Below are 12,418 nucleotides of genomic sequence, written 5' to 3'. Positions count from 1 at the left end.
GGCACGGGCCGGCCCGGGTGCCCGCGACCGTGCGGTTCAGGGGCGCGGGATGCTCCGCAGGTTCGCCTTCGCCATCTCGATCATGCGCCCGACCCCGCCGTTGAGCACGATCTTGCCCGCGGCCAGGGCGAACCCCTTCACCTGCGCCCGGCTGATGTTCGGCGGCATGGCCAGCACGTCCGGGTCGGTAACCACGTCCAGGAGGAAGGGCCCGGGGGTCGCGAAGGCCGTGGCCAGGGCCTCCCGTACGTCCGAGGGGTCCTCGACCCGCAACGACCTGATCCCGGCCGCGGCGGCGATCGCCGCGTAGTCGACGGGAGCGTGGTCGGTGCCGAAGTCGGGCATCCCGTCCACCATCATCTCCAGCTTCACCATGCCGAGAGAGGAGTTGTTGAACACCACCGTCTTCACCGGCAGGTCGTGCAGCCGGACGGTGAGAAGCTCCCCCAGGAGCATGGCGAGCCCGCCGTCCCCGGAGAGCGAGACGACCTGCCGGCGCCGGTCGGTGAACTGGGCGCCGATGGCGTGCGGGAGGGCGTTGGCCATGCTCCCGTGCCAGAACGAGCCGATCACCCGGCGGCGCTCGCCGGGGCTGATGTAACGGGCGGCCCAGACGGTGCACATCCCGGTGTCCACGGTGAACACCGCGTCGTCGGCGGCCAGCTCGTCCACCAGGTTCGCGACGTACTCGGGGTGGATCGGGAGGTGGTGCTCGATGTCGTGGGTGTACGCCTCCACGACGTTCTCCAGCGCCTTGAGGTGTTTGCCCAGCATCCTGTCGAGATGGCGGCGGTCCGTCTTCTGGGCGACATGGGGCAGCACCGCGCGGATCGTCGCGCCGACGTCGCCGTGCACGGCCAGCTCCAGCGGGGTCCTGCGGCCCAGCCGCGCCGCGTCGTGGTCGATCTGGACCGTACGCGCGCCCGGCAGGAAGTCGTCGTAGGGGAAGTCGGTCCCGGCCAGCACCACCAGGTCGGCCTCGTGCATCGCCTCGTAGCAGGCGCCGTACCCGAGCAGCCCGCTCATCCCCACGTCGTACGGGTTGTCGTACTGGATCCACTCCTTGCCGCGCAGCGCGTGCCCGACCGGGGCCAGGACGCGTCCGGCCAGCGCCATGACCTCGTCGCGGGCGTGGCGCGTCCCGGCGCCGCAGAACAGCATCACCTTCTCCGCGCGGTTCAGTGCCGCCGCCAGCTCGGCCACCTGGTCGGGGTGGGGGACGATCGTGCCGGTCCTGGTCAGGACGTCGTGCTCGCCGGTGGGGCGGGCGGCGGGCAGGTGCGCCACGTCGCCGGGAAGCACCACGACCGAGACGCCGCCGAGGCCGATCGCCTGCTGGACGGCGATGCGGAGCACCCGGGGCATCTGCTCGGGAGTGCCGATCATGTCGCAGAAGTGGCTGCACTCCACGAACAGGCGCTCGGGGTGGGTCTCCTGGAAGAAGCCCGTGCCGATCTCCGAGGAGGGGATGTGCGAGGCCAGCGCGAGCACAGGGGCGCCGCTGCGGTGGGCGTCGTAGAGACCCTGGAGCAGGTGGGTGTTGCCGGGCCCGCAGCTGCCCGCGCAGACCGCCAGGCGCCCGGTGACCTGTGCCTCGGCCGCGGCGGCGAACGCCCCGGCCTCCTCGTTGCGCACGTGGATCCACTCGATGCCGCCGGCCTTCCTGACGGCGTCGACCACCGGGTTCAGGCTGTCACCCACCACCCCGTAGATCCGTTCCACCCCGGCCTGGCGGAGAACCTCGATGAACTGCTCGGCAACGGTCGCCATGGTGCCCCCTTGTTTCCGGCGTCACCGGGGTACCTCACCGTATTTCGCCGGATCACTCCGGATCACTCCTGGAGGAAGTGCCCGACGAGGTGCTCGGAGACCGCTTCCGGGCGCTCGACGTTCGCCAGGTGGGCCGCTCCGGGCAGGACGACCAGCCGGGAGCCGGCGATCCCCTCGGAGATCCGTTCCGCGTGCTCGGGCGGCGTGGCAGGGTCGTCGGCCCCGGCGAGCACGAGCGTGGGCGCCGAGATCAGGGGCAGCTCGGCGCGGAGGTCCATGGCCCCGACGGCCTCGCAGCAGGCGGCGTACCCCTCGGCGGAGATGCCGCCGAGCATCGCCGCGTACGGTTCCCGCCCGGTGAAGGCGGGGGTGAACCACCGGGCCATGGCCGTCTCGGCGATCGACGCGGTGCCCGCCTCGCGGACCGCGCTCGCCCGCTCGGCCCAGGACTCGGGGGTGCCCAGCTTCGCCGACGTGCACAGCAGCGCGAGCCGGTCGATCCGCTCGGGCGCGTGCGCGGCCAGCCACATGCCGACCATGCCGCCGAGCGAGAGCCCCGCGAGGGAGACCCTCGGCAGTTCCAGCAGGTCGAGGAGGTCGAGCACGTCACCGGCCAGGTCGGCGATCGAGCACCTCCCGGTCGCGGGGGACCGCCCGTGGCCCCGGTGGTCGAAGCGGACGACCCTGAAGTGCCCGGTCAGCGCCTCCATCTGCGGATCCCACATCTCCAGCGTGGTGCCCAGCGATCCGGCCAGCACGACCGGCCGCCCGCCTGCGGGTCCTTCGATCTCGTGATACAGCACTGTTCACCTAACGCACATAAGTTCTTTATTCGGACATACTGTAGCCGGGAGGATACGTTCTCCAGAGAAGATGGCCAGGTCCGGCCGGAGGCCTGTCACTTTCCGTGGCGACCTACCTACCATGCGGCGAGGTAACCGCTCATGGAAGGGTCCAGATGACCGGGCAGAACTCAGCGACCGCGTCCGACTACGTGTTCGACAACGACGGGGACCACTCGTCCGACCAGCACCACTATCTCGCTCGGCTGCTGGATCCGCTGACCTTCGAGCGTCTCGCCCTGACCGGCGTCGGCGCCGGCTGGAACTGCCTGGAGGTCGGGGCCGGCGGGGGCAGCGTGGCCCTCTGGCTGGCCGATCGGGTGGCGCCGGGCGGGCGCGTACTGGCGACCGACATCAAGCCGGGCCTGATCCCGTCCAGGCCGGGGCTGACCGTGGCCCGCCACGACATCGTCACCGACCCGCTGCCGGAGGCCGCGTTCGACCTGATCCACGCCAGGCTCGTGCTCAGCCACCTGCCGCGGCGCCGCCAGGTCCTGCGACGCCTGTGGGCCGCGTTGCGGCCCGGTGGCTGGCTGCAGCTCGACGAGATCGACATCACCCGCTGGGTGGCGCCGCCCACCTCCGGCGGGCGGGAGGGGGAGGTGTACGGGGCGTACGTCACGGCGATGGCCCGGGTGCTGAGCGCGGCAGGCAGCGATCCGACCTGGGGGGGCTCCGCCGCGCGGGACATGGCGGCGGCGGGGCTGGTCGACATCGACCAGACCCGCTGGACCGAGGTGTGGGAGCGCGGTTCCGCCGGCCTCGGCCTCCTGATCAGCAACAGCCACCACCTGGAGGACCGCCTGGTGGAGGCGGGGATGACCCTCGGGCAGCTCCGGGAGGTCCGGGAGGTCATGTCGGCTCCGGGTTTCAGCGCCCCCTCCTTCGAGATCCACTCCATCCTCGGCCGCAGGGCGGGCGACGGCTGAGCGGCTCGCGGACGTGTGACGGCAGAGGGCGGCTCGCGGACGAGTCCGAGGCCGCGTGAGTCCGAGGCCGCGTGAGTCCGAGGCCGCGTGAGCCCGAGGTCGTGCGAGTCCGAGGTCGTGCGAGTCCGAGGTCGTGCGAGTCCGAGGTCGTGCGCGAGTCCGATCTCACATCTCGTATTTCGGCCATTTACCGGCGCTGTGATCTGTGCCACCCTCCATAACAAAGCTCTAGAAGCGGATTCTAGATTTTGGCTACAGGAAGGCCGGCGCATGGTCGACACGCCCACCACCCCACGCCTGAAACTCGGAGCGCCTCGCAACGGAGAGGTCGACGCCGGGTCTCGTGCCCCCTACGGCTGGGCCCCCCTGGTCGTGCTCTTCATCGTCGGGCTGGTCGACCGCATCGAGTTCAACCTGCTGTCCGGAGTGCTGCCGCTCATCCAGGCCGAGTGGGGCTTCAGCGACACCGTCGCCGGTTCCATACCGACCGCATCCGCCCTGGCGGCCGCGCTCGTCGCGCTGCCCGCCGGGTACTTCGCCGACCGGCGCAGCCGCACCCGGATCATCGCCGTCGTCGTCTTCTGCTGGGCCCTGGCCACGCTCGGCTCGGGGCTGGCCACCGGCTTCGCGATGTTCTACGCGATGCGCGTCTTCCTCGCCGCCGCCGAGAGCATCGACAATCCGGCCGCCGGCAGCCTCCTGGCCGACTACTACCCCCCGGCCACCCGTGCCCAGGCCTACGGCTGGACCCGGGTGACCGCCTACCTGGGAGGCATCGGCACGCTGCTCGGCGGCGTGCTCGCGGAGGCGTTCGGCTGGCGCAGCGCTTTCCTGATCATGGTCGTGCCGGGCGTGCTCACCGCACTCCTCGCGTGGCGGCTCCACGAGCCCGTCAGGGGCGACCTGGACCGGCTCGTCGCCAACGCGGCCCCCGCCGGTCCCGGCACCGATTCCGGCACCGTCCTCGACGCCGGTTCCGGCCTCGCCACCGCCGAGGCGCCCGCTCCCAAACCGCCGTTCGCCCGCCAGCTGCGCGAGGTCCTCACCATCCGCACCCTGCTCGCGGTCTCCATCGGCCTGATGCTGCTCAGCCTGGGCCTCGCCGGGATCTTCTACTGGCTGCCCTCGCTGCTGGTGCGCAACTTCGGCATCGGCCCCGCCGCCGCGGGTTCGCTGGGCGGTCTCATGACCATCGTGGGCGTGGTCTCGGGAACCCTGATCGGCTCGTGGCTCGGCCGGCGCTGGCACGGCACCCGAAAGGGCGGCAGGCTCCTGGCGGGCGGCGGGGGCATCACGGCAGGGTCGCTCGTCCTGGCCGTCGCGCTCACGATGGACTCCCTGGCCGCCTTCTGCGTCGTGCTCACGGCCTCCAGCGTGCTGACGTCGATGGCCATCCCCAACATGACCGCCTCGCTCGCCGACGTGATCGGCGCGGCCTCCCGCGGCCTCGGCTTCGCCGTCCTGCAGGTCCTCATCACCGCCGGCGCGGCGTTCGGGCCGCTGGTCGTCGGCATCGCCTCCGACGGCACCGGCTCGCTCATCTCCGCCATGTACGTCCTCATCGTGCCCATGGTGGTCGGCGGCCTGCTCACCCTGTCCGCGCGCGGCTTCTTCGAGAGCGACGCGCGGCGGGTCCTCGAGGACGCCCGCCGCTGACCCCGGCCCGCCGGCCCGGTCGCCCATCGCCGGATGGGCGACCGCCGACCGGCGGCGAATGGTGACGGAGCGATGTCAATCCGTGGCGAGGGGCGAGAGGTGCCCGCTCGCGAACGGCACCCGGCGTGAGCTGGGTGATTGCCGAAAACCCCGGTTTTCACGAGAAAGCGGTCACCCAGCTCACCGCGAACATTGATACCCAATATTCGCTCCGGTGGCTTGAAGCTCTATATGTCCCATGGGCATAGTGTGTCGAATCACACACGCACCAGTCGCGGCGTGCGACCGCGGGGCACTTCTCGCCCGCGGCTGTCGGCCACGCACAGGAACCGCGGATTGGACACGTCGAATGAGTTCCCCCCCTCCGATTCGCTGGAAGATCCTCCGGATCCTCCTCCTTCCCGTGCTCTCGTTGATCGTCCTGTGGGCGTTCATCGCCTACTCGACCATCGCGCAGGTCGCCGGCATCGCCCAGACCCAGAACCGCTGGCAGGTGATCGGGGCGCCGATCCGGCAGCTGATCGTCGAGATCCAGCGGGAGCGCCAGTTCTCCGCCGACGCGGCGGGCGCCACCGCCCACAGCAGGGCGCTCACCGAGCAGCGGCGGGTCACGAACACCAAGCTGGACCTGGTGCGCCAGGCGATCACGTCCGCCGAGGCCTACGAGCCCGACAACGCCCCGACGGACGTGCGGGCGCTGCTGGCGGCCATGGACGGGCTCATCCAGGTGCGCACCTTCGCCGACAGCGGTGCGATCAAACCCATCCAGGTCACCGACGGCTACAACGAGTTCATCAGCGTGGCCAACCGGCAGTTCGGCGACTCCGACGCGATCGCCGAGGTGTCGTCCTTCCGCGTCGTCCGCGGCATGGGCGCCTACAGCACCGCCGGCGAGTACGCGAGCAGGGAGCACGCCGTGCTCACCGCCGCGATGAAGCGTGGCGAGATGACGCCCGCCGAGCATGCGGCCTTCGTCTCGGCGATGACCAGCCGGAGAAACCACCTGGCCTACGCGGAACGGGACATGGGGCCCGACCTGCGGGCAGGGTACGAGACTCTCACCGAGAGTCCGGCCTACCTGCGATTCAAGGCCAACGAGGACAGGATCTTCTCCTGGAACCTCATCGGCAAGCCTCCGCTGGACGCCGCCGAGTGGAAGCGTGACGCCGAGGCCGTCATCGGCGCCGTCGCCAAGCAGAGCGTGCAGGAGCTGGCCCGCGCCGCGGCCAAGGGCGAAACGCTCAGGAACGACGCCTACCTGCGGGTCGCGCTGATCCTGGGACTGGGCCTGCTCGCGATCATCATCTCGATCATGGCCTCCTACCGGTTCGGCCGCTCCCTGATCTCCGAGCTGAAGCGGCTCCAGGCCTCGGCCGTGGAACTGGCCGAGGAGCGGTTGCCCCGGCTGGTCGAGCGGCTGCGCAGGGGCGAGGACGTGGACCCGGCGACCGAGGCCCCCGAGCTGGCCCCGGCGAAGACCGCCGAGGTCGACCGCGTCGTGCACGCCTTCTCCGCCGTGCGGCGTACCGCGGTGGAGGCCGCGGTCGGCCAGGCGACGCTCCGCAAGGGCGTCGGCCAGGTCTTCCTGAACCTCGCCTGGCGCAACCAGGCGCTGCTCCACCGCCAGCTCACGCTCCTCGACACGATGGAGCGCCGCGTCGAGGAGCCGGAGACCCTGGAGGGTCTCTTCAAGATCGACCACCTGACCACCCGCATGCGGCGGCACGCGGAGAACCTGATCATCCTGTCCGACGCGGCCCCGGCCCGCAGGTGGCGCGACCCGGTGCCGATCTTCGACGTGGTGCGCAGCGCCGTGCTGGAGGTCGAGGACTACACCCGCGTCACCGTGCTTCCCATGCCGCAGGCGCCGCTGCTGGTCGGCGCCGCGGTCACCGACGTGATCCATCTGATCGCCGAGCTGGTGGAGAACGCCACCATCTTCTCGCCGCCGAACACCGTGGTGCACGTACGGAGCATGGTCGCGGCCAACGGCTTCGCGCTGGAGGTCGAGGACCGGGGACTGGGACTGAGCAAGGCCAACCTCGACGAGCTCAACGCCAAGCTCGCCGATCCGCCGGAGTTCGACCTGGCCGACAGCGACCGGCTCGGCCTGTTCGTCGTGGCCAGGCTCGCCGCCCGGCACGGGATCAAGGTCGTGCTGCGCCCCTCGCCGTACGACGGCACCACCGCGATCGTGTTGCTGCCGCAGAACCTGCTCGCCACTTGCGCGTCGCTGGCCGCGGAGGCCGCGCCGCACCGGGCGCGGCAGGGAGGCGCGCACGCGGGCGGGCCCGTCCGGGTGCTGAGCGCGACACCGGAGGAGTGGCCCAAGGCACTCTCCGGCGCGCAGGACGAGGTGACGGTCAACGCCTCCGAGACCACGCAGAACTGGTTCCCCGCCCAGGAGCGGCGCGAGGCGTCCCCCGACCCGGCCCCCCCGACGCCCGTGCGGCGGGCCGTGTTCGTACCGGACACCGACGACGACCTGGACGGGCTGCCGATGCGGGTACGGCAGGCTAATCTGGCCCCCCAGCTCCGCCAGGCGCGTTCCCCCGAGAAGCGCGACATCAGCGCGCGCACTCCCGAGGAGCTCTCAAACCTCATGTCGTCCATGCAACGAGGCTGGCAGCAGGGCCGCAGCCAGGCCGAGCAGGAACTGGACGTGTGGAAGCGAAAGGATGGCCACTCCGATGCCCGACCCCAGATCTGAACTGAGCTGGTTGCTCGACGACCTGACCCAGCGGGTCACCGGTATCCGGCACGCCATCGTGCTGTCCGCCGACGGCCTGGCGATGGGCGGCTCCCGGGAGCTGACCCGGGAGGACGCCGAGCATCTGTCCGCCATCTCGGCGGGAAGCCACAGCCTCGCGCTGGGCGCGGGTCGGCACTTCGGCCTCGGCGGCGTGCGGCAGACCATCATCGAGATGGAGGGCGGCTTCCTGTTCGTCACCGCGGCGGGGCAGGGGGCCAGGCTGGCCGTGCTGGCCGCGGGCGACGCCGAACTGGGCATGGTGACCTACGAGATGGCGCTGCTGGTCAAGCGCGTCGGCGAGCACCTGTCCGCGCAGCCGAGGGGAGCTGCCCCGGCGCCCGCCTGGAATGGTGCGAGGACGTGACGGGAGAGGATCCCGGGCCTTTGATCAGGCTCTTCGGGGTGACCGGCGGCAGGGCGCGCCCGGTCGGGGAGAGCTTCGACCTGGTGGCCATCGTCACGACCGTCGAGATGCCCGTCGAGCCGGTCGGGCTGGTGCCCGAGCATCTCGACGTGCTGTCCACGTGCCGCCGGCCCACCCCCGTGGCGGACGTCGCCGCGCACCTCAAACTGCCGCTCAACATCACCCGCGTACTCCTCAGCGAACTGCGCCGTGAGGGCCTGGTCACCATCGACAGGCCCCGGCCGATGGGGAAGACGATCGACGAACGCATCTACAGGGAAGTGCTGCATGGAATACGCGGCCTCTGAGCCGGGGACGGCCCCGGCAGACAGCCCGGCCATGGCCATCAAGATCCTCGTCGCCGGCGGTTTCGGGGTCGGCAAGACGACCATGGTCGGCACGATCAGCGAGATCAGGCCCTTGCACACCGAGGAACTGCTGAGCGAGCGCGGCATCTACGTGGACGACACCGCGGGCGTGGAGTCCAAGATCACCACGACCGTCGCGCTGGACTTCGGCCGGATCACCATCCGCGACGGGCTCTGGCTCTACCTGTTCGGCACCCCGGGCCAGGACCGGTTCTGGTTCATGTGGGACGAGCTGTCCGTCGGCGCCCTCGGCGCGGTCGTGCTCGCCGACACCCGCCGCCTGCAGGACTGCTTCCCCGCCGTGGACTACTTCGAGCAGCGCGGGCTCCCGTTCGTCGTGGCGGTCAACTGCTTCGACGGCGCGCGGCGGCACGACCCGATCAAGGTACGGCGGGCGCTGGGCCTGGACGGCGTGGCCCCGATCGTCCTCTGCGACGTGCGCAGGCGCGATTCGGTCAAGGAAGTGCTGACCACGCTGGTCACCTACTCGGCGGGAGGTGCCTTCCAGGCGGCTCACGCGGGCGCCTGACGCCCGAGCCCTGTCCTACCCGGCGGTGCCGGGGGGCGGGTCCTCGGGGTCGTCGGGGTTTTGCGGGACCTTCCCGGCGCTCCCGGCGCGTTCCCTGTCACGCTCGTCGCGCCTCCTGTCGCGCTCTCCCAGGAGCCGCGCGGTCTCCTCGGAGACCTCGGTGGCGAGCACGGCCGACACGACGTCGACCAGGTGGCTGGTGAAGAGCCGGTCGTCCTTGCCCTCGGGTCCGGCGGCGCGGCGGGCCAGCTCCACGTACGTGATCCGGATCGCCATGAAGCGCTGGTGCAGCCGGCGCAGCGCGACCTCGGACAGCAGCGGGGCCACGAGCTCGCGCCACCGGTCGATGCTCTGCCCCGGGTCCGTGCTCCGCGTGGCGGGGAGGGGCGTGCGGTGCACGAGCTGCTCCATGATCCGCAGGTAGTGCCGGCCGCCGTCGGGGTCGGCCAGCTTGGCCGCCATCGGCCGTACCAGCGCGGCGGCGAGGGTGCGGCGGGCCTCGGCCTCCGGCAGGTCGCCCCGGGACTCGTACTCGTCGAGCAGCTGGTGGCGGCGCGCCTCGATCTCAGGGTGGTGCTTGGCGAGCACCGCGCCCAGCAGGCCCGCGCGGTCCCCGAAGTGGTACTGCAGCGCCGTCGCGTTGCGCTGCCCGGCGGCGCCGTTGATCTCGCGGAGCGACACGCCGTCGATCCCGCGCTCGGCGAACAGCCGCTCGGCCGCCGCCACCAGGCGCCTGCCGGTCGCTTCCGGGTTGGGGGGCATGCCGTGCTCCTGCCTTGCCGATGCCTTGCCGGTGAACGTACCGGTCGCTAGGGTAATAATGCATGTGTATCAAATCATGAAGCAGTCGCATCAAGGCCGCGGCACACCCGCCCGGCGGCCCTCCGGACCCGTAGGACCTGTCAGCCGCCGCTAAGGGGAGGACCCCATGGCCATCGACTTCACCCTCGCCCCCGAGCACGAGGAGATCCGCCGCCGGGTACGGGCCTTCGTCCAGGAGACCATCGTCCCCGCCGTCAGCGGCTTCGACGACGAGGAGAAGGTGACCTCGCGCGACGAGTACATCCGCGTCATCTTCGAGCTGCGCGGCAAGGCGCAGGCCGAGGGGCTGTGGCTGCCGCACATGCCCAAGGAGTGGGGCGGCATGGGCCTCGGCCACGTCGAGCTGGCCATGGTGCAGTCGGAGGCGGCCAAGACCCGGCTCGGGCCGTGGGTCCTCAACTGCTCGGCGCCCGACGAGGGCAACATGCACACGCTGCTGCACTGGGGGACCGACGAGCAGAAGGAGAAATACCTCAAACCGCTGCTCAAGGGCCACAAGATGTCGTGCTTCGCGATGACCGAGCCGGAGGTGGCCGGTTCCGACCCCACGCTCATCCGCACCCACGCCGTCCAGGACGGCGAGGAGTGGGTCATCAACGGCCACAAGTGGTTCATCTCCAACGCCCGCCGGTCGAGCTTCGCCATCCTCATCGCCAAGACCGAGCTCGACGTGCCCGAGGGCTCGCGCGGCGGCAACACGGCCTTCCTCGTCGACCTCCCGCAGGAGGGGTGGAACGACGTCCGCGAGGTCGAGACGATGCACGGCTCCACCGGCCACAGCGAGATCGTCATCACCGACCTGCGGGTGCACGACAGTCAGATCCTCGGCGGGCGCGGCAACGGCCACCGGCTCGGCCAGTACCGCCTGGGCCCGGCGCGGCTGGCGCACTGCATGCGCTGGATCTCCCAGGCCGAGACGGCGCTCGACATGATGGTCGACCGCGCGCTCAACCGCTACAGCCACGGATCGCTGCTCGCCGAGAAGCAGGGCATCCAGTGGCTGATCGCCGACTCGGCCATGGAGCTGTACCAGTGCAAGCTGATGGTCCTGCACGCCGCCTCGAAGATCGACAGGGGCGAGGACTTCAGGACCGAGGTCTCGATGTCGAAGCACTTCGTGGCCAACAGCCTCAACCGGATCGTCGACCGGGCGATCCAGGTGCACGGCGCGCTCGGCTACTCGACCGACACCCCGCTGGCCAAGATGCTCCAGCACGCCCGCTGGGCCCGTTTCGCGGACGGGGCCGACGAGATTCACCAGATGCGCATCGCCGAGCGTACGATCGCGGCGTACCGGAGTACGGGCTCGACCAACGCCGCCACCGGAGGGTTGCCGCTGTGAGTACGGAGAAGACAGGCGGGTTCACCGGAGAGGGCGGCGGGGGCGGGCTGCTCAGCGGGCTGGGGATCCAGGGGGCCCAGGAGAGCCGGGAAAGCACGGCCGGGACGTTCAACGCGGTCCGCAGTGACGATCTGGAGGGCAAGGTCGCCCTCGTCACCGGCGGCGGCAACGGCATCGGCGCGGGCGTGGCCCGGCGGCTGGCCGGGGGTGGGGCCCGCCTCGTCCTCGCCGACATCGACGACGTCGCGGGCGCGAAGCTCGCCGACGAGCTGGGGGCGACGTACGTCCACTGCGACGTGTCGCGGCTGGAGGACAGCGAGGCGGCGGTGGCGACCGCGGTCGAGCGGTACGGCAGGCTCGACCTCGCCTTCCTCAACGCGGGCATCGCCACGGGCTTCGGGCTGGGAGAGGACTTCGACGTCCGGCGCTACCGCCGGGCGATGGGCGTCAACCTCGACGGCGTCGTCTTCGGGATGCACGCCGCCATCCCGGCCCTGCGGGCGGCGGGCGGTGGCACGATCGTGGCGACCGCGAGCATGGCGGGCATCGTCGGCATCCCCTCCGACCCCGTCTACGCCGCCAACAAGCACGCCGTCGTCGGCCTCGTCCGCTCGCTCGCCGAGGACCTCCGGCCGCACGGCATCAAGGTGCAGGGCCTGTGCCCGTCGTTCGCCGACACCGCGATCCTCGGCGAGGGCAAGGCGGTGCTGGAGCAGTTCGGCTTCCCGATCCTGGACGTCTCGTCCGTCGTCGACACCTTCGTCCAACTGCTCGACAGCGACGGCACCGGCGAGTGCTGGTTCGTCATCCCGGGCAGGGAAAGCCAGCCCTTCGCCTTCCGCCGCGCCCCGGGCCCGCGAACCTGACCCGGTTCTCCGGGGTGCCGGGAGCCGCGGGGGCGGCCCGCGCTCCTGGCGGCGACCCGCCGCGGCGCGTGGTCCGGGTGGACCTGGTCGTCCACGCCGGCGGGCGTCGGCCGGGGCGGGCGAGCCGGCTCGGCCCGTG

General features: G+C 71.3%; 11 protein-coding genes. 8 read left to right on the top strand and 3 right to left on the bottom strand.

Annotation, left to right across the window (positions count from 1 at the left end; genetic code table 11):
• Positions 1 to 36: 36 nt before the first annotated feature.
• Positions 37 to 1,770 (bottom strand): pyruvate dehydrogenase, encoded by a 1,734-nt coding sequence (locus ACTOQ1_RS29975; protein WP_440071317.1) that lies wholly within the window; start codon positions 1,768 to 1,770, stop codon positions 37 to 39.
• Positions 1,771 to 1,832: 62 nt separating this feature from the next.
• Complete coding sequence (gene pcaD / locus ACTOQ1_RS29970) at positions 1,833 to 2,573, bottom strand: 3-oxoadipate enol-lactonase (RefSeq protein WP_440071316.1); 741 nt, start codon at positions 2,571 to 2,573, stop codon at positions 1,833 to 1,835.
• Between the two features lie 155 nt (positions 2,574 to 2,728).
• Between pcaD and ACTOQ1_RS29965 the strand changes: the two genes are divergently transcribed.
• The 6 genes from ACTOQ1_RS29965 (at position 2,729) to ACTOQ1_RS29940 (ending at position 9,249) form a co-directional block, all read left to right on the top strand.
• Positions 2,729 to 3,541 (top strand): class I SAM-dependent methyltransferase, encoded by an 813-nt coding sequence (locus ACTOQ1_RS29965; RefSeq protein WP_440071315.1) that lies wholly within the window; start codon positions 2,729 to 2,731, stop codon positions 3,539 to 3,541.
• Positions 3,542 to 3,811: 270 nt separating this feature from the next.
• Positions 3,812 to 5,197 carry an MFS transporter gene (locus ACTOQ1_RS29960; protein WP_440071314.1) on the top strand — a complete coding sequence of 462 codons (1,386 nt, stop codon included), beginning with the start codon at positions 3,812 to 3,814 and terminating at the stop codon, positions 5,195 to 5,197.
• Between the two features lie 403 nt (positions 5,198 to 5,600).
• On the top strand, positions 5,601 to 7,907 hold the full coding sequence (locus ACTOQ1_RS29955) for a sensor histidine kinase (RefSeq protein ID WP_440071313.1): 2,307 nt from the start codon (positions 5,601 to 5,603) through the stop codon (positions 7,905 to 7,907).
• On the top strand, positions 7,888 to 8,313 hold the full coding sequence (locus ACTOQ1_RS29950) for a roadblock/LC7 domain-containing protein (protein ID WP_362695154.1): 426 nt from the start codon (positions 7,888 to 7,890) through the stop codon (positions 8,311 to 8,313). The genes ACTOQ1_RS29955 and ACTOQ1_RS29950 overlap by 20 nt, the downstream gene beginning before the upstream one ends.
• Before the next feature lie 20 nt (positions 8,314 to 8,333).
• On the top strand, positions 8,334 to 8,660 hold the full coding sequence (locus ACTOQ1_RS29945) for a DUF742 domain-containing protein (protein ID WP_440071312.1): 327 nt from the start codon (positions 8,334 to 8,336) through the stop codon (positions 8,658 to 8,660).
• Positions 8,641 to 9,249, top strand: a complete 609-nt coding sequence (locus tag ACTOQ1_RS29940) for a GTP-binding protein (RefSeq protein WP_440071311.1) — start codon at positions 8,641 to 8,643, stop codon at positions 9,247 to 9,249. Before ACTOQ1_RS29945 ends, ACTOQ1_RS29940 begins: the two co-directional genes overlap by 20 nt.
• 15 nt (positions 9,250 to 9,264) lie before the next feature.
• Here the strand turns inward: ACTOQ1_RS29940 and ACTOQ1_RS29935 are convergent, their stop codons facing one another.
• The gene (locus ACTOQ1_RS29935; protein ID WP_440071310.1) at positions 9,265 to 10,011 is read right to left on the bottom strand and encodes a TetR/AcrR family transcriptional regulator; all 747 of its coding nucleotides are present in this window, start codon (positions 10,009 to 10,011) and stop codon (positions 9,265 to 9,267) included.
• 166 nt (positions 10,012 to 10,177) lie between these two features.
• Between ACTOQ1_RS29935 and ACTOQ1_RS29930 the strand changes: the two genes are divergently transcribed.
• Both ACTOQ1_RS29930 and ACTOQ1_RS29925 read left to right on the top strand, forming a co-directional pair.
• Positions 10,178 to 11,413: an acyl-CoA dehydrogenase family protein gene (locus tag ACTOQ1_RS29930; protein WP_440071309.1), complete on the top strand. Its 1,236-nt coding sequence runs from the start codon at positions 10,178 to 10,180 to the stop codon at positions 11,411 to 11,413.
• Positions 11,410 to 12,279: an SDR family oxidoreductase gene (locus ACTOQ1_RS29925; protein ID WP_440071308.1), complete on the top strand. Its 870-nt coding sequence runs from the start codon at positions 11,410 to 11,412 to the stop codon at positions 12,277 to 12,279. Before ACTOQ1_RS29930 ends, ACTOQ1_RS29925 begins: the two co-directional genes overlap by 4 nt.
• The last annotated feature ends 139 nt before the right edge of the window (positions 12,280 to 12,418 follow it).

It is taken from the genome of Streptosporangium sp. OZ121 (assembly GCF_051918885.1).
In the GTDB taxonomy this organism is placed as follows: domain Bacteria; phylum Actinomycetota; class Actinomycetes; order Streptosporangiales; family Streptosporangiaceae; genus Streptosporangium.
Note: the sequence above shows the minus strand (reverse complement) of the source record. Positions and strands in the feature narration are given on the sequence as shown.